General features: G+C 48.5%; 22 protein-coding genes. 16 read left to right on the forward strand and 6 right to left on the reverse strand.

Translation table 11 applies throughout. The features are described from left to right. Positions 1–95 precede the first annotated feature (95 nt). The 3 genes from B5M13_RS19235 (at position 96) to B5M13_RS33730 (ending at position 2,527) form a co-directional block, all read left to right on the forward strand. Positions 96–419: a hypothetical protein gene (locus B5M13_RS19235; RefSeq protein ID WP_080057208.1), complete on the forward strand. Its 324-nt coding sequence runs from the start codon at positions 96–98 to the stop codon at positions 417–419. 226 nt (positions 420–645) lie between these two features. Then, positions 646–2,163, forward strand: coding sequence for an NAD(P)H-hydrate dehydratase (locus B5M13_RS19240; RefSeq protein ID WP_080057209.1), 1,518 nt, complete (start codon positions 646–648; stop codon positions 2,161–2,163). A 211-nt stretch (positions 2,164–2,374) separates the two neighbouring features. Next, positions 2,375–2,527 carry a hypothetical protein gene (locus tag B5M13_RS33730; protein ID WP_170061156.1) on the forward strand — a complete coding sequence of 51 codons (153 nt, stop codon included), beginning with the start codon at positions 2,375–2,377 and terminating at the stop codon, positions 2,525–2,527. Between the two features lie 77 nt (positions 2,528–2,604). On the opposite strand, the gene feoB is transcribed toward B5M13_RS33730, so the two are convergent. Further along, a complete protein-coding gene (gene feoB / locus B5M13_RS19250; RefSeq protein WP_080057211.1) occupies positions 2,605–4,719 on the reverse strand; it encodes a ferrous iron transport protein B in 2,115 nt (704 codons plus the stop codon). Between the two features lie 66 nt (positions 4,720–4,785). Next, positions 4,786–5,010 (reverse strand): FeoA family protein, encoded by a 225-nt coding sequence (locus B5M13_RS19255; protein ID WP_080057212.1) that lies wholly within the window; start codon positions 5,008–5,010, stop codon positions 4,786–4,788. A gap of 204 nt (positions 5,011–5,214) precedes the next feature. On the opposite strand from B5M13_RS19255, the gene B5M13_RS19260 reads away from it, so the two are divergent. From B5M13_RS19260 to B5M13_RS19270, 3 genes are read left to right on the forward strand one after another with little or no spacing between them, the layout of a single operon-like run. After that, complete coding sequence (locus B5M13_RS19260; protein ID WP_155297298.1) at positions 5,215–6,549, forward strand: hypothetical protein; 1,335 nt, start codon at positions 5,215–5,217, stop codon at positions 6,547–6,549. Positions 6,550–6,590: 41 nt separating this feature from the next. Beyond that, on the forward strand, positions 6,591–8,372 hold the full coding sequence (locus B5M13_RS19265; protein ID WP_080057214.1) for an ABC transporter ATP-binding protein: 1,782 nt from the start codon (positions 6,591–6,593) through the stop codon (positions 8,370–8,372). Positions 8,373–8,411: 39 nt separating this feature from the next. Beyond that, positions 8,412–9,257, forward strand: coding sequence for a serine/threonine protein kinase (locus B5M13_RS19270; RefSeq protein ID WP_080057215.1), 846 nt, complete (start codon positions 8,412–8,414; stop codon positions 9,255–9,257). A 21-nt stretch (positions 9,258–9,278) separates the two neighbouring features. Here B5M13_RS19270 and B5M13_RS19275 read toward each other — a convergent pair whose 3' ends face one another. Then, a complete protein-coding gene (locus B5M13_RS19275; RefSeq protein WP_080057216.1) occupies positions 9,279–10,043 on the reverse strand; it encodes a sulfite exporter TauE/SafE family protein in 765 nt (254 codons plus the stop codon). Positions 10,044–10,170: 127 nt separating this feature from the next. On the opposite strand from B5M13_RS19275, the gene B5M13_RS19280 reads away from it, so the two are divergent. The 7 genes from B5M13_RS19280 to B5M13_RS19310 all read left to right on the forward strand — a co-directional run bounded on the left by B5M13_RS19280 (position 10,171) and on the right by B5M13_RS19310 (position 16,731). Then, entirely contained in the window at positions 10,171–10,845 is a 675-nt protein-coding gene (locus B5M13_RS19280) for a heme exporter protein CcmB (RefSeq protein ID WP_080057217.1), read from the forward strand. A gap of 60 nt (positions 10,846–10,905) precedes the next feature. After that, positions 10,906–11,565, forward strand: coding sequence for a cytochrome c biogenesis protein CcsA (ccsA, locus tag B5M13_RS19285; protein ID WP_080057218.1), 660 nt, complete (start codon positions 10,906–10,908; stop codon positions 11,563–11,565). 67 nt (positions 11,566–11,632) lie between these two features. After that, positions 11,633–11,890 carry a CcmD family protein gene (locus B5M13_RS19290; RefSeq protein ID WP_080057219.1) on the forward strand — a complete coding sequence of 86 codons (258 nt, stop codon included), beginning with the start codon at positions 11,633–11,635 and terminating at the stop codon, positions 11,888–11,890. A gap of 36 nt (positions 11,891–11,926) precedes the next feature. Then, the gene (locus tag B5M13_RS19295) at positions 11,927–12,367 is read left to right on the forward strand and encodes a cytochrome c maturation protein CcmE domain-containing protein (RefSeq protein WP_080057220.1); all 441 of its coding nucleotides are present in this window, start codon (positions 11,927–11,929) and stop codon (positions 12,365–12,367) included. A gap of 92 nt (positions 12,368–12,459) precedes the next feature. Further along, complete coding sequence (ccsA, locus tag B5M13_RS19300; protein WP_080057221.1) at positions 12,460–15,120, forward strand: cytochrome c biogenesis protein CcsA; 2,661 nt, start codon at positions 12,460–12,462, stop codon at positions 15,118–15,120. 41 nt (positions 15,121–15,161) lie between these two features. Continuing rightward, positions 15,162–15,401, forward strand: coding sequence for a hypothetical protein (locus B5M13_RS19305; RefSeq protein WP_080057222.1), 240 nt, complete (start codon positions 15,162–15,164; stop codon positions 15,399–15,401). A gap of 46 nt (positions 15,402–15,447) precedes the next feature. Then, on the forward strand, positions 15,448–16,731 hold the full coding sequence (locus B5M13_RS19310) for a hemolysin family protein (RefSeq protein WP_080057223.1): 1,284 nt from the start codon (positions 15,448–15,450) through the stop codon (positions 16,729–16,731). Positions 16,732–16,757: 26 nt separating this feature from the next. Here B5M13_RS19310 and B5M13_RS19315 read toward each other — a convergent pair whose 3' ends face one another. Beyond that, positions 16,758–17,309 carry a cupin domain-containing protein gene (locus B5M13_RS19315; RefSeq protein WP_080057224.1) on the reverse strand — a complete coding sequence of 184 codons (552 nt, stop codon included), beginning with the start codon at positions 17,307–17,309 and terminating at the stop codon, positions 16,758–16,760. A 210-nt stretch (positions 17,310–17,519) separates the two neighbouring features. Between B5M13_RS19315 and pyrE the strand changes: the two genes are divergently transcribed. Both pyrE and B5M13_RS19325 read left to right on the forward strand, forming a co-directional pair. Next, complete coding sequence (gene pyrE / locus B5M13_RS19320) at positions 17,520–18,158, forward strand: orotate phosphoribosyltransferase (protein ID WP_080057225.1); 639 nt, start codon at positions 17,520–17,522, stop codon at positions 18,156–18,158. An 81-nt stretch (positions 18,159–18,239) separates the two neighbouring features. After that, positions 18,240–18,689 (forward strand): (4Fe-4S)-binding protein, encoded by a 450-nt coding sequence (locus B5M13_RS19325; RefSeq protein ID WP_080057226.1) that lies wholly within the window; start codon positions 18,240–18,242, stop codon positions 18,687–18,689. A gap of 249 nt (positions 18,690–18,938) precedes the next feature. On the opposite strand, the gene B5M13_RS19330 is transcribed toward B5M13_RS19325, so the two are convergent. Continuing rightward, positions 18,939–20,117, reverse strand: a complete 1,179-nt coding sequence (locus tag B5M13_RS19330; protein ID WP_080059992.1) for a glycosyltransferase — start codon at positions 20,115–20,117, stop codon at positions 18,939–18,941. A 251-nt stretch (positions 20,118–20,368) separates the two neighbouring features. Between B5M13_RS19330 and B5M13_RS19335 the strand changes: the two genes are divergently transcribed. Further along, entirely contained in the window at positions 20,369–21,589 is a 1,221-nt protein-coding gene (locus B5M13_RS19335) for a glycoside hydrolase family 1 protein (protein ID WP_080057227.1), read from the forward strand. A 373-nt stretch (positions 21,590–21,962) separates the two neighbouring features. Here the strand turns inward: B5M13_RS19335 and B5M13_RS19340 are convergent, their stop codons facing one another. After that, entirely contained in the window at positions 21,963–23,093 is a 1,131-nt protein-coding gene (locus B5M13_RS19340) for a glycoside hydrolase family 130 protein (protein WP_080057228.1), read from the reverse strand. Positions 23,094–23,095: the final 2 nt, after the last annotated feature.

Genomic DNA, 23,095 nt, shown 5'->3' on the forward strand with positions numbered 1-23,095 from the left:
AGGAGCAAAATTGAGTAATATATTTTACATAAACAATATTAATGAGTAATATTTTACTTAATATTGTGAAATATATTTCAAACTCTTATAGATTTATGAGAAACATTACGATTGTGACCAAGATCGCCACTAAAATTGATGGCACCTGGCTTCGGGATGCCATCGATGCATTAGGAGTAAGTGTAAGTGAAGTGACCCGGCAAATGGGCCTAAATCACAATAAACGACTCTATCAGCATTTCAACAACGACAGCCATTTAGGAGGTAGCCATTTATTGGCTTTAAAACAGGCTTTTCCAAAAATAAACCTGAATTACGTAGTAGCCGGAGAGATGCCAATGCTACTGACGTCAACCGACGAAATGAGTATAACGATCGTCAAGCCTTCTACGCTTCAGGTTAACTTTCAGGACCAATAATCTACACTTACAAACATTACTCCCTGACCGTCTAAAACCCTTTGAAAATGGTTAAGTTTACCCTCTAAACCGTGATCAAATATGCACCTTGTTGTACTAATGTTAAAATCAGCCAGAGCAAATAAGGTATAATTATCTGAAATTAAGCCAGTTAACTACTAGCATTATTTTCTCGATAGGAGAAAATACTTTTGTAAAATTGCGCTGTGTTTGTGACACCGATCTTATGAAAATCCTCAATATTAACCAAATCCGGGCGCTTGACCAATCCACTATTGAACATGAACCCATTGCTCCCATCAATTTAATGGAGCGTGCTTCACTTGCCTTTGTTGACTGGTTTGCCCGCCAATTTCCGAATACAACCCCTACTAAACTTTTTTGTGGATTAGGTAATAATGGTGGAGATGGATTAGCGATTGCCCGATTACTTCTTGAGCGTAATTACCCGATTGAAGTATACGTTGTTCGATATGCCCCCCGTGAGTCTGATGATTTTATGCATAACCATCGTCGGCTCAAACTCCTCGTAGAAACCATTCATTATATTGAGCGGGCTCAGGATATTCCGGCTTTGCGGCACAACGAAGTACTCATTGATGCCATTCTTGGCTCAGGATTATCCCGCCCAACGGACGGTATCGTAAAGAGCGTTATTGAGTCGATCAACCGTTCACCGGCCACGGTCGTATCAGTCGATATTGCCAGTGGCCTTTTTGCCGATCAGCCCAATGACGCTACCGATACGATTATTGAGCCCGATTATACCATCACGTTTCAGTTGCCTAAACTGGCATTTATGCTTCCTGCCAACGGCAAGTTTGTCGGCGATTGGCATATTGTTGATATTCGGTTACGTAAACGGTACATCGATCTGGCCCCAACTCCTTACTACTTCACCCAGCCTCAGGATGCGCGCCTGTTACTTCGCAAACGGGACCGCTATTCACACAAAGGCTCGTTTGGCCATGCTTTGCTTATCGCGGGCAGTTATGGTAAAATTGGAGCCGCCGTATTGGCCGCGAAAGCCTGTTTGCGCTCGGGTGTTGGGCTTCTGACTGTTCAGATTCCACGCTGTGGCTACGACGTGTTGCAAACGGCGGTTCCCGAAGCCATGTGCCGTCCCGACGGTGGAGCGAATGTACTAACAGGCACACTTGATCGAGGTATTAGTGAAATAGGTAGCCTAACCCCAGCCGATTATGCGACTGTGGGGGTTGGACCTGGTATTGGCAAAGCCCCCGAAACACTAGATATGCTGAAAGGACTATTGAGATCGATTAAAAAGCCAATGGTACTGGATGCCGATGCCTTGAATCTGATTGCCGAAAATCGTGACTTGCTGAAATATATTCCTCAGAACAGTATTCTGACTCCTCATCCTAAAGAATTCGAGCGGTTAACAAAAAAATGGGAAAATGACTATCAGAAGCTGGACATTCTAAGAGATTTTGCCAAACAACATCGCGTAGTAGTGGTATTGAAAGGGGCCTTCTCGGCCATTGCCACCCCAGAGGGGGATATCCATTTCAACTCAACCGGCAATCCCGGCTTAAGTACCGGCGGCACAGGCGATGTTCTGACAGGTGTACTAACGGCCTTACTAGCTCAAAATTACGATTCCGTAGAAGCCGCCGTACTAGGCGTTTTCGCTCATGGACTAGCAGGCGACCATGTGGCTCAGCAAAGAGGCCCAATTGGCATGACTGCTTCCGATGTTATTGAGGCTCTCCGCTGGGAATAGCGATAAAAATTTTAGTAAACTATAAGGTTATCCCGTTACTTTATGTCTACAGCGGTGTCTTATGAACCAACTGCCGCTGCCAGCCACGCTAATGTTGACAGGTGATTGTCAGAACAGGTAGTAATACGCACTTAAAAGCAGGGTTTTTGCGGTGTTTTTAGAACTGGCAAACGCTCAATTTTGTACTACCCAATTTCATACTGACCCACCCGTGAAACAAATTACGCATAGGGGAAACCGCCCCTCCCGAAAAGATCGTCTTGGCTTCGATCAGACAACTGCTCTGGGTAGCTTAACCGTTGCCCTACTGCTTTATATTCTTTACCATATCTACCCGCTTATTTCTAAAGGAGTCCTTTGGTAAACGTATACAGTATTCGGTTTACGGCGAACCGTTGCCTAGTTCGTTAGCCAGGTTTATTGTAAACGGTAAACTGAATACTATTTCAAAAACTGGTAGGTGGCAAACGCAGCTAGATAAGCCAGGCTCATCATGTAGAGTAGCTGAACACCAGGCCATTTCCAGCTTTTGGTTTCTCGTTGTGTAGCCGCCAACGTACTCATGCACATCATGGCGAATACATAAAAAATCAGCAACGACCAGGCCAGTGCAGGTGTGTACATAGGGCCACCTGTTTTCGGGTTACGCTCCTGCTGAAGTCGCTCCCGAACCGTAACGCCCTCCTCGTCGGCTCCATCCCCTATACTGTAAATCGTGGCCATGGTCCCGACAAAAACCTCACGGGCGGCAAATGAGCTCAACAAGGCAATACCAATTTTCCAATCATAGCCAAGTGGTCTAATTGTCGGTTCGATAAAGTGGCCAAACACACCAGCATACGACGCTTCAAGCCGTTCGGATGCAATCTGGTTCTGGAGTTGATCAGTGGCTAACGTGGGGTGTTGCTGTCGTACCCGCGCTTCAGCCTGATCCATTGCATCGCCTGGACCGTAACTGGCTAACACCCACAAAATGATTGAAATAGCCAAAATAACCCGTCCTGCTTCCCAAACAAAGGATCGAACGCTTTCCCAGACAGTAAGACCAACGTGATTCCAACGGGGCAGCTTAAACGTCGGCAGTTCCATGATGAAATAGCTGCGTTCCTTAGTGCGCAAAAAGAGCTTTAGTACGTAAGCAGCCAACAAAGCGCTTGCCAACCCCAGCAGATACAACCCCATGAGAGCCAGTCCCTGCAAATTAAAAACACCAAGCACACGCTGACTCGGAACCACCAACGCAATCAGAATGGTATAAATAGGCAGCCGAGCCGAGCAGCTCATAAGGGGAGTGACCAGAATGGTAATTAGTCGATCACGACGGGTTCCAATACTACGAGTAGCCATAATGGCGGGTACGGCACAAGCTACACCCGAAATCAAAGGCACAACACTCCGACCATTCAGCCCAAATTTCCGCATGATCCGGTCCATGATAACCATCACGCGCGACATATATCCCGATTCTTCCAGCAATGAGATCAGCAGAAACAAAAAAGCAATCTGCGGAATAAACACCAGAATCCCTCCAACGCCAGCCAGAACCCCATCGGTAAGCAGGTCGGTAAGCGGGCCAGCAGGCATACTTTCCTTCAGCTGACCATTCAGCCAGGCCACCCCCGCGTCGATAGCGTCCATAAAGGGTTGCGCCCAGGCGAAGATGGCCTGAAAAATTAGCAGGAGAATAAAGCCGAAAATGGCGTATCCCCAAACCGGATGCAGCAACACGCGATCCAGTTTCTGGCTCCAGGTAGGTTGCCCTATTGGTCGTTGGTTAGTCATTGTCTCGGCGACAATGGCTGCAATCCGCTTGTATCGGGTAATGGTTTCTCCTGCCTGAAATGTTTGTTCATTGAACTGATACTTATCAATAAGCGCATCGAGTCCAATCTGTTGCTGACGATTTAAAAATGTGAACCCATCGTGCTGAATCACATATTGCAGTGCTAGGTAATTGTTATCAAGACCATACTGTTGTCGGGTATCGGCAATCAGGCCGGGCGCTTCGTCGGCTGGATCAAAAAATAGTTTACCCGGTAAGGTTGGTTCCTGAATCTGACTGGTAACCGCTTTTTTGAGCGAGTCAAGTCCTTCGCCCGTTCGCGCGTTGATGCGCACCACGGGCACCCCTAATCGCATGGCTAATTTGACGGCATTAACCTCCTTGGCTTGCTTATGAGCCACATCCAGCATATTCAACGCCAGAATGACGGGCACTCCCAGGTCGGCAACCTGGGTAAAGAGCAGTAAATTTCGGTGTAAGTTCGAGGCATCGACAACCACAATGGCCACATCGGGGTAATCAGTGTGGTCGGGGTTTGCCAGAATATCGGTAACGAGTTGTTCGTCGAGCGACTTAGGGTAAATGGAGTAAACACCGGGCAGGTCAACAACGGTAGCAACGGTCTGCGCATCGATCGACCAGGTTCCAAATTTTTTATCAACCGTAACCCCCGGGAAATTACCGGTTTTCTGACGCAGGCCGGTTAGCTGATTAAATAAAGAGGATTTTCCGGCATTGGGGTTGCCTACAAGGGCAATTACGGGGGAACTCAACTCGGTATAGTTTGTAGTCTGCCAGATTGGGGAGGCAAAAAAGCTTACCCCCTACAAGCCTGGAGTTTAGTCAACAAAAATGGTCGCGGCTTCCGATTTACGGAGGGCAAGGCAATAGCCCGATACATCCAGGCAAATTGGATCACCGAGTGGAGCCTTACCACATAAACATACTTCGGCACCGGGCAAACAGCCCATTTCGAGCAGTTTAAGCGACATTACCTGGTTTCCAAACGACTGGATAGTGGCTCGTTCGCCTATTTTCAAATCAGCAACACTACGCTTACTCATGGTGGGTACTGCCAATGTTTATTTAGATTCAGTTTAATTAACGCAAGATTACAACGGAAAGTTGTAGAATGCAAGGAAGGCTCCCACAAAATCCATATAGATGCAATTTATAGGTTTTCCTGTAGGCCAAATGTAGGGGTTTGTAGATGGTTCGTCAATGAGCGGGATATGACCTTTGTCATGTCGTTAATCATCAAAAATCATATGCAACACGCTCTGCCTACCCCAACTGCCTCCGCATTTACCGGCGTCGATCCCAAAACTGAAGATGAAGGCTTTTTTACCGTACTGTACGAAATCATTCGTCGGCATCCTGTTTTGTTTACAGTCCTGTTTATGATTCCTTTTGTGGCTTTACTGATCTCACTGGGTTTCAAATGGTTTTACGTGTTCAATGATTCAGCGCATTACCTATCCAACTTTCAGATCGACCCCAAAACCGGAGGCTGGTCGGATCAGAAAGTTTATTTCAGCCCCGGCCTCGACCGCTACATTCGCGAGCTTGACATTGCTGGTCTGCTGGGGGGTATCGTCGGGATTTTCATCGGCCTGTTCGTAACAGTATCGACAGAGAAAGCCAATCGTCAGAAAGAGAAGATTAATCAGCAGGAAATGGAGCATATCAAAACCCAGACCAATCTGCTGGTCCAGGCTACCCAATCACTGAATACGCTGATGGTTGATGTAAGCGGCAAAGTCAACGAAAAAGTGCAGTTGATGGAAGGTGCCGATGAACTCCTGGAAGGGATTGGCAAAGTGGTCGAGTCAGCGCAGTCGCAGGGAAACGATTTGCTGGTGCTATCCAACACAGCCCGTATTGAAGGCATCGCCCCGTATCGCATGGAATATGTGGCTAAACACGCCAATCTGAAACCCCATGAGTTGCGGAATGCTACCCAATTTGATTACGCCCGCAAAGCCGAAGCCCTCCAGCGCGATCGTACCGATATTGAAAATAAACTAAAAGGTGCAGCTCTGTATCTGCAAAATATGGGAAGCGATGCCCACGTTGAGTTCGTCACCCTCAATGATCAGAACGAAGGCGCTACCCATGCGTTTCTGAAATACCTCGGCAAAGTCGTCAACGAACACATTTCGGTTGAAACGTACCGTCCCGGTAGCAATGCAATTCTGACTAGCCGCGAAGATATCCCACATCATAATCGGTTTCTGGTAGCCTCGTCGACCGAAGATACTACCGACCCTAAAGCCTTACTCGTTAGCCAGTTATACAAAGATCATTCGCAGGCGATTCAGGAAATGCAGGAACTGGGCATACGTGTATCGAAGGTCAACAAAACGCTTCCGGTCCAACTGTTTATCAGTGCACCTCGTGAAAATAAACCCGGCATCTTCCGTGGGCTGTGCGTCTGTATCCTCGGTAGCGGCTCAAGTGCCAGTGGACGAGCGACCAAACTAACCGCCTTTCTGACTGAAGACCCGCACATTGTCGCTTCCATGACCGAACTCTTCTACGATTACCAGTCCGATGGTCGGATGAATACACAGGAGTTTGTTGGCCACATCAACATGAAATAATCCAACGATTTCGGATCGATTTTTAAACCCAAGCTACACCCATGTCTACCTGGTTACTCATTCAAAAACTCTGGCCGTTTATCCGCACCTACCGGGGTAGCCTGGCGCTGGCCCTGCTGCTAACTACCGTTGGGGCATTACTGGCACAGATTACTCCCCTGGTGATGGAGTACACGGTCAATACCGTTCAGGGGCTGCTGAAACACCCTATCGATAAAGGTGAGGTAACCTGGGTAGTTGGTACGCTGGTCGCTATTCTTTTGACTAAAGAATTACTGAGTTTACTGGTTCAGCTAGGCCAAAAGTTTCTGAGTGATCGCATTCGCTTTCGGATGGCGGCCGACCTCTATGACTACACCATTCGCCGGATTGCGTCTTACCATTTATCGTTTTTTGCCCTCAGTCAGAACCAGACTGGCAAGCTCGAAAAACGAATTGACAAAGGCATCGAAAACCTGACCAAAACCGTCAAAAACCTGTTTGTCGATATAGTGCCGATGCTGGCCAATGCGGTGTTTGCGCTAGTCCTGATCTACAATAAAAATGTTGGCGTCGGGCTTGTTGCGACGCTGGTGTTGCCTCTATACGCATACATCAGTCGTGAACAGACCAACCGTCAGAAGCAGATTCGACGCAATATTCAGGAGGTTCGGGAAAACAAGACCAATGCCCTGTTCGGGCTGCTGGAATCCATTTTCGTTGTAAAGTCCTTTGTGCGGGAAACGTATGAACAGCAACGCCAGCACGACATCAACCGCAACCTGTGCGAAAACGAAATCCGTCACCACCGCACCAATTATCTGTTCGATGGTCTGAAAAGCGTGGCCGAACAGGTCGGGATTATATTGGTTTTTGTCGTCACTATCTATTTTGTGTTGAACCGGCAAATGACCGTTGGGGCTATTCTGCTCCATATTATGCTGTTCAACAACGTATCGGCCCCGGTTCGGCATCTCCACCGCATCTACGACGAATATACCGAAGCCCTTGTGTATGCCGAAGGCTTCTTCGATATGATCGAAAACGACACATATTTACCCCAGACGGGTACATTGACCAGTTCGGCCTGGAAAGGGCATTTTTCACTGCGAAACGTGGATTTCGTCTATCCGAATGGGAAACAGGCACTTCGTAACGTCACCATTGAGCTGGAACCGGGAAAAGTGACGGCCCTTGTAGGACTATCGGGAGCGGGTAAGAGTTCGGCGTTGAATCTGTTGGCGGGTTTTTATGATCCTACCCAAGGGCAGGTATTGCTGGATGGGCAACCACTGTCGGCTTACGACAGCGCGTTTGTTCGGGAAAACGTAGGGTTAGTCCTTCAAAAGAACCACATTTTTACTGGAACAATTGAAGAAAACATCCGCTACGGTCGTCTGGAAGCTACGCACGAAGACGTGATTGAAGCGGCCCGGAAGGCGTGTCTGCACGAACAGGTTCTCAAATTACCCAATGGCTATGCTACCGAAGCCCGGTCGTTATCGGGTGGACAGCAACAACGCATCGCCATTGCCCGGTTGTTTTTGAAAAACCCGCCCGTGTTGTTCCTCGACGAACCCACTGCCAGCCTGGATGCCATTACGACGGAGCAAATCAAGGAAAGTCTGGATGCTATCAAGAAAGACCGAACAGTTCTGATTATCTCCCACAACATCAGCCAGATTATGGATGCCGACAAGATTTACGTGCTGGAAGAGGGTGATGTAATTGGCGAGGGCACCCATGAATCGCTCTATCAGGTAAAAGGACTGTACCGGGATATTATCGACTCCAATGCACGCACGCTAAACATCAGTCGACTGGCGGCTACGGTGTTAGGTTAGTTTCATGCTTGAGACGCGAAACAAGAAATTTAATATATTATGAATCAACCTATTCGAGGATATACGTTAGTACAGTGGCTCGGTTCAGGCGGTATGGGCGAGGTGTATCAGGCCATCCATGACACCACACAGCGTACCGTAGCAATCAAGCTGTTAAGCCGACTGGAACAGGCGGAACGGTTTCGGAACGAAGCAGCTTTACAGGCCTCCGTCCGCCATCCGCACGTCGCCCTGATCTATGAGTTTTTTGTAGAAGGTCAGCTTCCATGCCTGGTTATGGAGTATGTAGAAGGCCCAACCATCCAACAAACCCTCCGTCGAAATGGCCCTATGTCGGAACAATCAGCCTGGAAAATCCTGGGACAACTAGCGTCTGCGCTCGATTATCTGCATAGCCGGGAAATTGTTCACCGTGACCTGAAAGCCGGCAATATAAAACTCACGCGTGAAGGTCAGCCTAAATTACTGGATTTCGGACTGGCCCGACAGACTAACGCTCCCCGCCTGACCCGCCAGGGGCACGTAGTTGGAACGATGGCTTCGATGGCTCCTGAGCAGTTTTCGGGTGTTAGCAGTGCCGCTTCCGACTGCTGGGCACTGGGTGTCCTGTTTTACGAAATGCTGACCAGCTATACGCCTTTTGGCGGGAGTACAGAATCAGAAATCGGACGACTGATCCAAAAGGCCGACTATCTGTCGCCAGTTAAACTAAATCCTAACCTGTCTCGCGCCAGCGAGCGACTGATTCAGAAACTACTCACCGTATCGCCCGAACGTCGGCTGACAGCTCAACAGGTTTTGGCAATCATTCAGGAGCCATCCCGGCTCGACATTCCCGACTGGATGGGACCCATGCAAAAATGGTGGAAGAAAATTAAATCATAACCCGCACATCCCGGTTCAGGGTTAATGGGTTAAATCCCATGCGAAACGTAGAATGGTAGCCGCTATGACCAGCAGGAAGAATACCCGAATAAATCGGTTACCTTTTGAGATAGCCAGCCGGGCTCCCAGAAACGCTCCCGAAAGGTTAGCAACTGCCATTGGAATGGCCGCTGCATACAGGATATAGCCCTTTTGCGAAAAGAAAAACGTGCAGGCCAGATTAGTCGACGCATTGACCAGTTTAGCATGCGCACTGGCTTTCAGAAAATCGAAACCAATCAGGGCAATAAACCCAAGGACCAGAAAACTACCCGTTCCGGGTCCGAAAAATCCATCATAAAACCCAATAATTACCCCCATTGCCCACATGCGTATGCGCTGTTGCCGCTCTGTAACCACGCCCTGCGGGACTTGCCCAAACTCTTTTTTGGTAAACGTGTAGATAAAGACAGCGATCAGAATGAGCAGCGCCAATGGCTTCATAAAACTGTTCGGCACCCGTGTCAGTGTCAATGCACCCAACCACGAAGCCCCAAAGGCAATGGCCATCATCGGCCCAATAAAACGACCGGAAACAGCCACCTGTCGGCTGTATTGAAAAGCTCCCATCAGGCTACCCGACAACGAGGGAATTTTCGTTGTGCCAATCAGGGTAGGAACCGGATATTGGGGAAGCGTAAACAGAATGGCGGGCGTTTGGATCAGCCCTCCTCCCCCAATGATTGCATCAATAAAACCCGCCAGAAACGAGAAGAAACAAAGCGTACCGATTGAACCGTAATCCATGCATGAACGAATGAACGGCAAAGATCATCATTTGAACCCGATTGTTGTACGCTTCACAGCTTTTCTCCTCATCTCCTTTCCTCCTTTCCTTCGCCTGCCGTAACTTTGCGGTAACAAACAATAGGGTATGGTCGAATCGGTTAGGCAAATGGGCGCATTGATGCGGAAAGAGTTTCTGCTCGAATGGCGGCAACGCTACGCACTCAATGGTATGCTACTTTACATTGTTAGTGCCGTATTTGTCTGTTACCTAAGCTTTAATGCCCGCCGTGGCCAGTTGACGCCCATTGTCTGGAATACCCTATTCTGGATTATTCTGCTGTTTACGGCCATCAATGCCATTGCCAAAAGCTTCGTGCAGGAACGGGCCAGTCGACAGCTTTATTACTATACACTCGCCAGCCCCCAGCAGATCATCCTGTCAAAAATACTGTACAATACCCTGCTGATGCTGGTGTTAGCGTTTCTGGGGTTTGGCGTGTATGCGTTTGTACTGGGCAACCCGGTAGGTGATATGCCTTTGTACCTTTTAACCCTGGTGCTGGGTGCCATCGGGTTTGCTTCTTCGTTGACACTGGTATCGGGTATTGCCAGCAAAGCAGAAAACCCAGCCACGTTGATGGCAGTGATGAGTTTCCCGATCATTTTGCCCTTGTTGCTCACGTTGTTGAAAATTGCCAAAAATGCACTCGACGGTCTCGACCGATCGGTGAGTTGGAGCGAGGTAGGTACAGTACTGGCTATTGACGCTATTGTGCTGACAGTATCCTGGTTGTTGTTTCCGTTTTTATGGCGGAGCTAAGTAACGCGGGTGGGAACCCGCTTTTTAATTGAAGATGCGGGTTCCCACCCGCGTTACCTTATGAATAAAAACTGGTGGAAGGCTCTGGCCGTTCTGATTCTGACGTATGTAATTCTGCAGGGTATGCTGGGCGTAGTGCCCCGGCAACCGATTTTAAACGAGAGTATCCGGAATGTGTATTTCCACGTTCCGCTCTGGTTCGGGATGATTACCCTGCTGCTCACATCGGCCATTTACTCCATTCGCTACCTTCGCAATGGTCGGTTCGATGACGATGTGGTGGCCGTTGAGTTTGCCAATACGGGCATTTTGTTTGGTATTTTAGGTTGTGCAACAGGGTCCATCTGGGCGAATTTTACCTGGGGCGAACCCTGGCCCAACGATCCGAAGCTAAATAGTGTGGCTATTGCCATGCTCATGTATCTGGCCTATATGATCCTTCGCGGATCGTTCGATGATGAGCAACGACGGGCGCGTATTTCGGCCGTCTATAACATCTTTGCGTTTGCCGTATTTATTCCCCTCATTTTTATTGTTCCCCGACTAACCGATTCGCTACACCCTGGTAATGGGGGTAACCCGGCTTTCGGCAAATACGACATGGACAATAGACTTCGGATGGTGTTTTATCCGGCTATTATCGGCTTTACATTGCTGGGGGTATGGATTACCCAACTGCGCGTTCGCTATCGCCGAATAAAAGCGGCCCTCGATGAGTAAACTCATGTAGTGTTCATGAATGATTCAGTGTATTTTTGCGTTATTTTTCTAACTATTTCGTAGTCAAATGCGATTGTCATTTATACGAAAAGCGCCACTAGCCGCTTTTCTGTTACTCAGCCAGCATCTATTCGCCCAGCAGCCCGTTGCCGACGGTGTTGAAATGGCTGATCGGTTAAGAGCCGATGGTAAAATCTGGGTGGTTGTTGCCGTGATTGCAGCCGTATTTGCTGGAATTATCATCTATCTGATTCGGCTGGACCGCCAAATCAGTAAACTGGAAAAGGACGTCAGGAAAAAATCGTCGTCTGTAATCAGCCATTAAGCCCCAAACAAACCACAGCTAACAAGTACTAATCCCATGAAAGTTTCGCACATTATCGGCATTATCGTTATCGCCATTGCTATTGGTGTGATTGCCAGCACGGCAGGTGACGCCAGTGTATACACGACCTTTACTAAGGCCGAAAAAATGGCTCAGGACGGCGACGAAAAAATGATTCACGTTGTCGGCAAACTCAAAAAGGATTCTCATGGGCAAATTGTCGATATGTTTTACAACCCGGCTATCGACCCCAATCACTTTGAGTTTACCCTTGTCGACAATGACCAACGGGCTCAGAAAGTGATTTACAATAGCCCTAAACCTCAGGATTTCGACCGTTCGGAGCAGGTTGTGGTTATCGGAGCGATGCAGGGCGATCATTTCCAGTGCAAAAAAATTCTGTTGAAGTGTCCGTCGAAATACCAGAACAACAAGCTCGAAACGACTGAACACGAAGCTAAAACGGCACAACTATAAAAAGAGTGAAAGAGCGAATGAGTGAAAGAGCGGAAAACAATCCGGCAACAATTCACTCATTCGCTCTTTCGCTCTTTCACTCTTTTTAAGTTATGATACACACAACTGTCGGGAACCTCGGCCACTTTTTCGTCATCTTATCCTTTGTCACGGCTTTGGTGGCAACGGTGGGTTATTTTTTGTCGGCTCTTGGACGACCAGCTAAAACTCAGACTCAGGCAGTCGAGGAGCCTCAGTTAGCCTATGCCGGTGAATCCACCAACGAAGCAAGTTTCGGAGGTAAAACCGCCAAACGAAAAGCGAAGCCCACTGTTCAAATAACAGAGCCACCCACACGGGACGACTGGAGGAAGCTGGCACGCTGGGCTTTCTACCTGCATGGGACTGCGGTTGTGGGGGTTGCGGTCTGCCTGTTCTACATCATTTTCAATCACTATTTCGAGTATCATTACGCCTGGAGCCACTCCTCGCGAGCACTTCCGATCAAGTATATGATTGCCTGTTTCTGGGAAAGCCAGGAAGGATCATTCCTGCTTTGGTTATTCTGGAATGCGGTGCTAGGCGCTGTTTTGATTCGTACCGCCGGGTCGAAATGGGAAGCGCCCATGATGACTATTTTTGCCTTGGTCCAGGCATTCCTTGCCTCCATGATTCTGGGCGTTGTTTTTGGGGATTCGTTTAAAATTGGCTCATCGCCTTTTCTGCTACTCCGGGATGCGATACCCGATGCGCCGATCTTCGCTACAGACCCTAATTTTATCCCGAAAGATGGTAACGGCCTGAATCCGTTGCTCCAGAATTACTGGATGGTCATTCATCCGCCTACCCTATTTCTTGGCTTTGCATTGACCCTGGTTCCGTTTGCGTTTTGTGTAGCGGGTCTCTGGCGAAATCAGCCTTCTGAATGGATTCGGCCAGCACTCCCCTGGGCTCTTTTTGGTGCTATGATCCTGGGCGTAGGTATCATGATGGGCGGTTACTGGGCTTACGAAACACTCAACTTTGGCGGATACTGGAATTGGGACCCCGTTGAAAATGCGGTCTATGTCCCCTGGCTTGTCATGGTGGCCTCTATTCACGGTATGCTGATTGCCAAGCGTAGCTCAACAGGCCTTAAAACCGCTATCATTCTGGCCATCAGCACGTTCCTATTAGTACTCTATGCTACCTTCTTGACCCGTAGTGGTATTTTGGGTAATGCATCGGTTCACTCGTTTACTGATCTTGGCCTTTCCGGCCAGTTGTTGATCTATCTGCTGGTGTTTGTGGCGGTTTCGATTGTACTGGCAGCCAGCAAATGGAAATTCATACCTAGCGATGAAAAAGAAGCCTCAGTCTATACCAAAGAGTTCTGGCTCTTTATGGGAGCCACTGTTCTTTGTCTGGCCGCATTTCAGGTAATTGCCACTACGTCGATCCCAGTGTACACGAAGATTCTGGAATCGTTCGGCAAAATCACGAATCTGGCTCTCCCCGCCGATCAGATTGCTCACTACAATAAATTCCAGATTTGGTTTTTCGTTGCCATCTGCCTGCTAACGGGCGTGGGACAGTTTATGTGGTGGCGGAAAATCGAAGCAAAAAAGTGGGATGCGCTTATTACACCGGGAATCATTACGCTACTCATTAGCGCCGGTCTGATTGCCTTCGGATCGATGAAAAACCCGGTTTTCATGGCATTGCTGGTGGCTTCAGTCTTTGCGCTTGTTACCAACGGTTCTATCCTGATTGGTGTTATCCGGGGCAATTATCGGTTTTCGGGCGGAGCCATTGCCCACATCGGTATGGCCCTGATGCTGCTGGGCATTCTCTATTCGGCAGGTTTTTCGAAAGTCATTTCGCTGAATACGACCGGTTTACTCATTTCCAAACAGGATGAGTTCACGAAGAACGATAATAAGGAAAATAAGGAGAATACACTGCTTTGGCTGAATCAACCCGAACGCATGGGCCCCTACCAGCTAACCTACCGGGGCCAGCGTATCGAAGCCCGCGACGTACCGGGGTATCTTTCCCGCAAGGATGTAATGGTCATCGAAGGTGATTTTCATGGCATTGCCCAACGGGATATTGAGCAGAATGGCAAAGTCTATTACAAAAAAGGGGATACCCTGGCTCTTTACCCCGAAAACACTTACTATGAAGTTGAATACCGAGAGCCAGGGGGAAAAGTATTTAGCCTGTATCCACGCGCTCAGGTAAACGAACGAATGGGTCTGCTGGCATCGCCTGATATTCGGCATAAGGTCGACCGAGATATGTACACCTATGTATCGTCGGTGCCTGACCCGAATGCTGAAAACAAGTGGGAAAAAACCGAAACCTATTCTGTAGCGATCAAAGATACCTTCTTCCTGAACGACTATGTGGCTATTCTGGACGATGTGGTACGCACGAACGAAGTAGATGGGATTGAAGTAGGGCCAGAAGATGCGGCTGTTCGGGCGAATGTACGGGTGCTCGATAAAAATGGCGAGCATATGCTCACCCCCGCCTTCGTTATCAAAAACCGAATGGTAGCCCACCCCGCCGAAATCAGCGATGAACTTGGTGTTCGTATTCAACTGAACGAAATTGACCCGCGCACGGGCAAATTCTCATTTGCTGTGAACCGTACCCAACGCGATTATATCGTCATGAAAGCCGTTGAAAAACCGCTGATCAATATTCTCTGGATTGGTACACTGGTCGTTGTACTTGGTCTGAGTATTTCGACAGTCCGTCGATATCGGGAATTCCAAAAGAGTCGATAGCCTACGGTCGTCAGTCGGTAGATATTGACGGCTAATGAACCATGAAGCTAAAACTTTCTGAGATTTTACTCCTGTCGGCGGCTGCCGGTTTTCTGATTCTCTGGATTGCGGAGTATCAGCGCACATCGTTTGCCGAAAGCTACTGGTTACTCATGTTATGCTTGGGCTTTCTGCTGTCTTTCCAATATTTCAAAAATAAACGACTCGAACGAGAAAAAGCCGTTTCTCCTACCATCAAACAAATGATAGACGAACGGAAAAAAAAAAGAAATGACGGATAACGCAGCGTGAAGAATTGCGATTCTTCACGCTGCGTTTATTATGCCTATGGAATCATACGCCCTTTTGTTTGGTGCTTTACTTGCTCTGGTCCTGGCCGGCTTTTTTTCAGCCGTCGAAATGGCGTATGTATCCGTAAACCGGCTGTACTTTGAACTCCACAGCAAACAAGGTCCCTTAAGCGAAAAATTAGTATCGGGCTTCCTGAAAAATCCAATTCTGTTTATTGGAACCACGCTAACCGGAAACACGCTTTTTCTGGTTCTGTACACCGTATTAGGTGTCATGGCCTTGAATCCATTACTGGCACTGATACTGCCTCCTGCCTGGGCAGCGCACGAGTTTGTCATCATTGCCATTGAGACGCTTATTCTCACCATCATTTTCTTGCCGTTTGCTGATTACATTCCCAAAAGTCTGGCGCTCATTCATCCCGACCGATTTCTGGAAGGGCTTGCTGTTCCACTCTGGGTAATCTATAAAGCCATTGCTCCTATTGTTCGGGTGTTAGTTGGGACGGCTCGCTTTTTCATTCGGTACATTCTCGGTAAACGAAACCCGGAAATTCGGCCCGTTTTTGGCCTGACAGATCTCAACCAGTATCTCCAGCAGCTTAATCAAAAAGCCGACGCTGAAAAAGAAGTTGAGGTCGATACCGAGATTTTTAACAACGCCATTGAGTTTCGGGATGTGCGCGTACGTGACTGTCTGGTGCCACGCACTGAAATTGCGGCTGTTGCCGTCGACGATTCGGTTGAAGACCTCCGGCAGGCTTTTCAGGACAGTGGTCATTCAAAAATTGTCGTATACCGCGATACCATCGACGACGTAATCGGATACTGCCATGCGCTGGCCCTGTTCAAAAAACCGGCCACTATTGAAGAAATCATTACGCCAATCATTACCGTTCCCCAAACCATGCCCGCGCAGGACTTATTCCTGCGGTTTTTGTCTGAGCGGAAAAGCCTCGCGCTGGTAGTCGATGAATTCGGTGGAACAGCGGGCATTGTGAGCGTAGAAGACATGGTGGAGCAGATTTTCGGTGAAATTCAGGACGAATACGACACCAACGAAGATTGGATTGAGCAACAGCTTGATGAACGGACCTGGCTACTAAGTGCCCGTCATGAAATCGATAGTCTGAACGAAACTTACGGCTGGAACATCCCCGAAGGCAGCTATGATACACTGGGTGGACTTATTCTGGCCACCCACGAAGATGTGCCACAGGTTGGCGAGGTTATTGAATTTTCGCCCTTTACATTCACTATAGTATCTATGGATGGCACTCGAATCGATACGGTCAAAGTACATTTGAATCGTGAAAAATAACCGAATTGTCACTCCATCGCCCCTTATCAGTCAATATACTTTTTGTACGTTGCCCGATAGCCAAATAAGTAGGCTACTGGTGTTAACGCGGTAAAGATCACTTTCTGAATGGCAAAGGCAGGCTTCGGGAGCCGATAAACTGTCATAAACCGATTCAGCAGAAGAACCGCCTGCAAAAACGGCGGCACCCCATCTTCATTGGTTTTGCCTTCATTCGCCAATCCGGTAGCCGTTTCTAAAAAATATTCCGTGATCAACGCCGGTCGAACCTGCCAGTTGACTACCGTCTGCTGGTCCCCCTCATTCCACATCGAATGGATTGTTTGTTTGGGAATGCGGAATGACTCACCCTGTTTGTAAACCCGTGTCTGACCATTGCTCCGAACGGTTAACTCACCAGCGAGTATAGTAAAATCTTCAACCTGCGACGGGTGGTAATGGGATGCAGGTTCCCTGGAGTGCGCTTTGAAGGTAGCCTCCATATCCAGCACCTCCCCATCGGTATCCTCGCTCGTTTTCAGGAAGCGAATTGTCTGCCCGGTTCTTATATTGTGGATTCGTTTAGTAGCGTAAGCCATCTGTATTTTTCCTTTAGCCTGTTAAAGTTGACGGAACACATATCCTGTTCACAATACCCCATCCAATGAAACGGAACAATTAACCCATGAACCGACCGAAGCGCGTCTTTCTGTTTGTCTGAAAAGCAAGGATCGATCGATTATTCGCACGTCGGTGCTGATGGACCAAAGGAGTTTGCTTACTTTTGACCATTACTATTTTATGACTCTGTGGATTCTTCACTCATTCAAAAAACGGTAGCCCAGCATCTATTGGCTGTACAGGCCGTCCGGCTCCGCCCTGCTGAGCCCTTCACCTGGAGTTCAGGATGGAAATCACCCATTTACTGTGACAATCGGATTACGCTCGCCCACCCTGAGGTTCGTAGCTTTATTAAAAACGCCCTGGCTCAAGCCATTCAGCAGCACTTTCCAACGGCTGATGTGATTGCGGGTGTAGCCACTGCAGGTATCCCGCAGGGGGTGCTGGTGGCCGACGAACTAAACCTGCCCTACTGCTACGTTCGGCCTGAACCCAAAGTACATGGCATGGGCAAACAAATTGAAGGCCATCTGTCAGCCGGTCAACGAGTAGTCGTTATTGAAGATTTAATTTCGACCGGCGGTAGTTCGCTTAAAGTGGTCGATGCCCTACGAGCCGCTGGTGCAGAGGTGCTGGGTATGGCGGCTATTTTCACCTATGGCTTTCCGATAGCCGATCAGAATTTTGCCAATAAAGGTGTGCCACTGGTTAGCTTAAGTAATTATGACGCGCTCCTGAAAGAGGCTCAGGCACTTGACTATATTCCAGCCGACGCGATGGAATCGTTAGCAGCCTGGCGACAGAATCCGTCCGAATGGGGGAAATAAATACAGTTTCCGGTATACAGATTTCAGCAAACGGAAGCGACTGAATCCGAAACTGTATATCAAGCAAACCAACTAAATTGTATGAGCCAAGCTGAACATTCCCCCACACCCGACATTACCAAGACCTATACAAATGGCGAGATTACCGTGGTCTGGAAACCGGCCGTCTGTATTCATTCCAAAATCTGCTGGACGCAGTTGGTCGAGGTATTCAACCCAAGAAAACGCCCATGGGTCAATATGGATGGGGCAACGACACAGCACATTGCTGACCAGGTTGATCGCTGTCCATCGAAAGCACTAAGTTATTACCGAAATGAAGAGCCGGTTAAAATCGACGATATTCAGGCGGGAAGCATTGTAGAGCCCTTGCCCAATGGCCCGCTTTTGGTATATGGGAACCTCAGGGTAAAAGATGCCAGCGGCCACGAAACTCAGAAAAATAAAGTAACCGCCTTCTGCCGGTGCGGTGGTAGTACCAACAAACCGTACTGCGACGGCACACACGTTAAAATTGGCTTTGTCGGTTGACGTAAGCTTGCATCTGTTTAACCGTTTAGGCAGACAGGCACTAAAATAGTTTTGTTCTGCGAGGTACAATTTGTACCTCGCAGAACAAAACTATTTTAGTGCCTGTTATTTAACGGGTATATCGTGACAAAGCGAACCAGCATTCGCTCGCTCATAATAGTATAGATAGAGATTGGCCACTACATTCCGTGCAGAGTGCCCCAATCCCCAGCCCATTGCCTCACTTTTCGCAATTGATTACTCGACTCTTTATTCGAACTGCAAGGCTAATTGCGACTGAATAAGCTGACTCATTGCAGCCCAGGTGGTATCCCAGGAATGGCTCAACAGAAACACATCGACTTCTTCCCACGAGTTGTTTTCGAGCAGGGCTCTGGCAATAGCCTGCTCAAAGGCATCAGGCGAATTCGCAATGGCAACAGGAGTTAGATGGCCATACATACTAACCACGTCATGAATTGGCGTCGATACAACGGGCAGGCCAGCCGCCAGGTATTCGGGGGTTTTGGTAGGGCTTATATACCGGGTAGCTTCATTGATGGCAAATGGCATGATGGCTACATCCCAATGAGAAAAATAATGCGGCAACGATGCATATTGCTTAAAGCCCAGGTAATGAATATTAGGTGCCTGTGGTAAGTTTGCCCAGTCAATTTTCACCACGGGTCCCAACAACGTAAACTGCCAGTCGGGCCGCTTTTGAGCCAGAGATCGGAGTAAATGAAGATCCATTCGCTCGTCAATGACACCACTGTAACCAATACGAGGCCCCGGAATGGACACTAAATCGGTAGGTAGAGGAAGTTCGTTTCGGGCGGGTGAAAAATGATTAAAATCAATGCTACTGGGAAACGCAAATACATGCTCATGCCGGCCCTGCTTGGCTTCAAATAGACTTAGCCCACCCGTAAATACCAGATGAGCCCGTTTGAGCAGTTCTTTCTCCTGTTCCAGCAAATTCGCCGGAGCCCCTAAAAAAGCCGAAAGCTCATCCATGCAGTCATAGATCATCAGTTGGGGTTTCAGGTGGCGGCTGAAAGCCAATGCCATCGGAGTGTAGTACCAGGCTATAAAATCCTGGATGGAATGCTGAGCCATGAGTTGATCGACCGCTCTTCGCTGTAGTTCAAGGCTTTTTTCAGGGCTGCTGCCATGGGGGATATGCGGAACAACTACGGTGAGGTTTGGGTCAATCGAGCGAAGCTCCAGTTGGTAGCTTTCGCCATAAATCGGCTCTTCCACAAACCAGACCCGCCACTGACGGCTAGCCCGACTTAGCAAATGCTGGGGACGCTGAAAAACAAAGTTCCATCGCAGATGAGAAAAACACACTAGATCGGTTATCTCCTGATCGATTAACGGGGTGGGCTTTGAAGGCAGTGAAGAAACAGGACTGGCCTTTTCTTTTTTCAAATTTGGGACGGACATGGGCTGTTGAAGGATATAAATGATGAACATTGCCTGAAGGCAATGTGCGGTAATCGTCGCAGGAGTATGAACGGTGTATGCGTACGGTTGTTAACGACGCGCTGGAATCCTATCCGAACAGACTGGTTTCACATCTGAATTGTTAGCAGACGGTCCGCCCACATAGTGCTAGCCCGACAATCCGCAAACAATTTCCAGGTGAATGCTCTTTCGGATAAGGACACATCTGGAATTGCACCGCATTGACATTTATGGATTCTTCACTACACCACAACAACCCCTTCCAGTCGTTCTGGTGGGCGGGCTTCGAGTGCGCCGATCAGTTGAATTGTTTCGGTCATCGGGTCGATTTACTAACTCAAACCGGACACCTGGACTTGATCGAGACCGATTACCGTCGGCTTTTACCGTTTCAGATTCGAACCGTTCGGGAAGGAATCCGCTGGAGCCAGGTTGAAAAACGGGCGTATCAATACGACTGGAGTATGGTTAAAACGTTGTTGGATACGGGGCACAAACTCGGTGTTCAGCAAATCTGGGATCTGTGTCATTTTGGCTATCCCGACGACCTAACTCCCCTACATCCCCTGTTTGCCCGTCGTTTTGCCGATTTGAGCCGCGCGTTTGTCCAATTTTACCGTGACCACTATCCCGACGAAGACCTGATTGTAACGCCTATCAACGAAGTCAGTTTCATTTCCTGGCTAGGTGGCGATGCACGGGGAACCACGCCATATTGCATCAATCAGGGTTGGGAGGTGAAACGAGGACTGATGCGAGCGTATATTGAAGCCGTAGCCGCCATGCGTGAAATTGATCCTACCGTTCGCATTCTGACTACCGAGCCGCTGGTTCAAATCGTCCCTCCTCTGGAGGCTACTTCAGACCAGATCATAGAAGCAGCCATTGCCGACGAAGCCCAATTCCAGGCTGTTGATATGCTGGCGGGTTATCTGGCTCCCGATCTGGGCGGCTCACCCGACTATCTGGATATACTGGGCTTCAATTATTACTATAACAATCAGTGGATACTTGGTTTTACTGACTATCTGCCCTGGGGCGACGCCATACCTGACCCACGCTGGTTGCCGCTTCGTAAACTGCTTATGAAAGCCCACCATCGGTATCAGAAGCCGATTGCGCTCACCGAAACCAGCCATTCGGGCGAGCATCGCCCCCAATGGATAACCATGATTGCCGAGGAATGTGCGGCTGTTGTGGAGGCAGGTGTACCGTTATGGGGTATCTGTCTGTACCCGATTATTGACCGTCCCGACTGGGACCATCTTGATTACTGGCATCAGGCTGGTCTTTGGGATGCCGATTTATCAGCTAACCCGCCTGGTCGCGTCCTTCATATTCCCTATGCCTATGCGCTCATCGACGCCCAACGACTATGCAATGAGGTAATACACGGGCGTGAACTTATAGGGTCAGGCAAGGCAGCACTTTTCATTGCTAACGGCCAGTAAAATAGACTATTCCACATTTAATTATCAGGGTTGATTTTCTAATACAATTCTAATCAATTCTAATTTTTTTCTAATCGGTTGGACAAGTATCCTTTCGGAGGATTCATCTAATTTTGCTGTTACCCTAGTTGATCCCAACGGGTTATTCATACGCGTTTACAGAACATTCAAGTTGGAAATGCATCTCTGATCCAGATGCGTACTTAATAGCCATTTGTCATTGGCAGATGGCTATTTTCTATTCTGCTGCAACAGTTATAAACCGGCTGCCCCATACCCTATGTTCGTCACCCGCTATCATTAGCCGAGTTCACCCATCTTGTATTGATTCGATTCAATCATTTCTGAGTAGTTGAGTGGTAACCTTCCGATTTTAACCCGGCACCTGAAACAGACTCTTTGGCAGATGCGTGATACGGCAGGCGAGGTCGCACTCACCCGAAGCAACGATATAGTGATCGCCCGAATCAAGGATACCCGTAGTAAATACGACGTCGGATAAATAAAGCTGGTATTTGATCGGTTCAACAAGCTCCGGGCTGGCCTCCAGTATGGGATGCACGTCCTCTATATGCAGAACCTGCCCCGGATTCTGGGCGTCCAGCAAGGCCCAGAACGTGCGATAAATACCAACAACACCCTGCAACTGAACACCATGATAGAGCATTAACCAGCCCTGATCGGTCAGAATAGGTTGTGTTCCACCGCCGAGTTTCATGGTTGATGCCGAGCCTTTACGGGCTCGGATCAACGGGGTATCGACAGGTTTCCAATGCAACCCGTCGGGCGATTGCGCCAGATTGATGGTTGGGCCGGCATAATAGGGACTGGCTGGTTTTGTCGCAAAATATAAATCGCCCAGAGGCCGGGTAAGTGCGTAAAACCGGCCATCGATTTTTCCCTCAAAAAAGACCATATCTTTATTCTGATGATCCAGAATAATGCCTTCCAGCCTGTAATTGAGTCCGTCGGTGGAGGTATAGAGTGTGGTCGAATGCCGCTCTGCGCTTACCGAGCAAGTGGTCATGTAATACGTATCATCAATTTTCGTGATTCGGGCGTCTTCAACTCCGTATTCCTGATGCGTTCGCTGGGGCGCTATGATTTTGTCGTAATGAATCTGCACAACACTTGTTCCATCGGCAGTCAATTCAACGGGCAGCAACCACGATAACGACGTTAGTGCCATTACTTTATACGGATTACCCAATAGTTGAAATTTACGCGGATCGGCCGCATTGACACTATGGAGAGGGTAGGCATCCAGTTGATAACCAGCCTGCTCATCCCAGCGAATCGCGTGAATCTGTTCACCAATGATTGGCTGGTTAAGGGCCTCAGCCACCCGGATCATAATGAGCAGATTCCCATTGGGCAGCTGGGCCAGACCGGGGTTAAACGCGCCCAGTACATACGTTTCGTCCTTAATGGTTTGTCGTAAGGGCGAAAAGCTCAGGTCAATATCGTGGGGACAAAAAATCAGCTTGTCAACCGGGAAAGACATGC

The sequence above is a fragment of the Spirosoma aerolatum genome, from assembly GCF_002056795.1.
GTDB lineage: Bacteria > Bacteroidota > Bacteroidia > Cytophagales > Spirosomataceae > Spirosoma > Spirosoma aerolatum.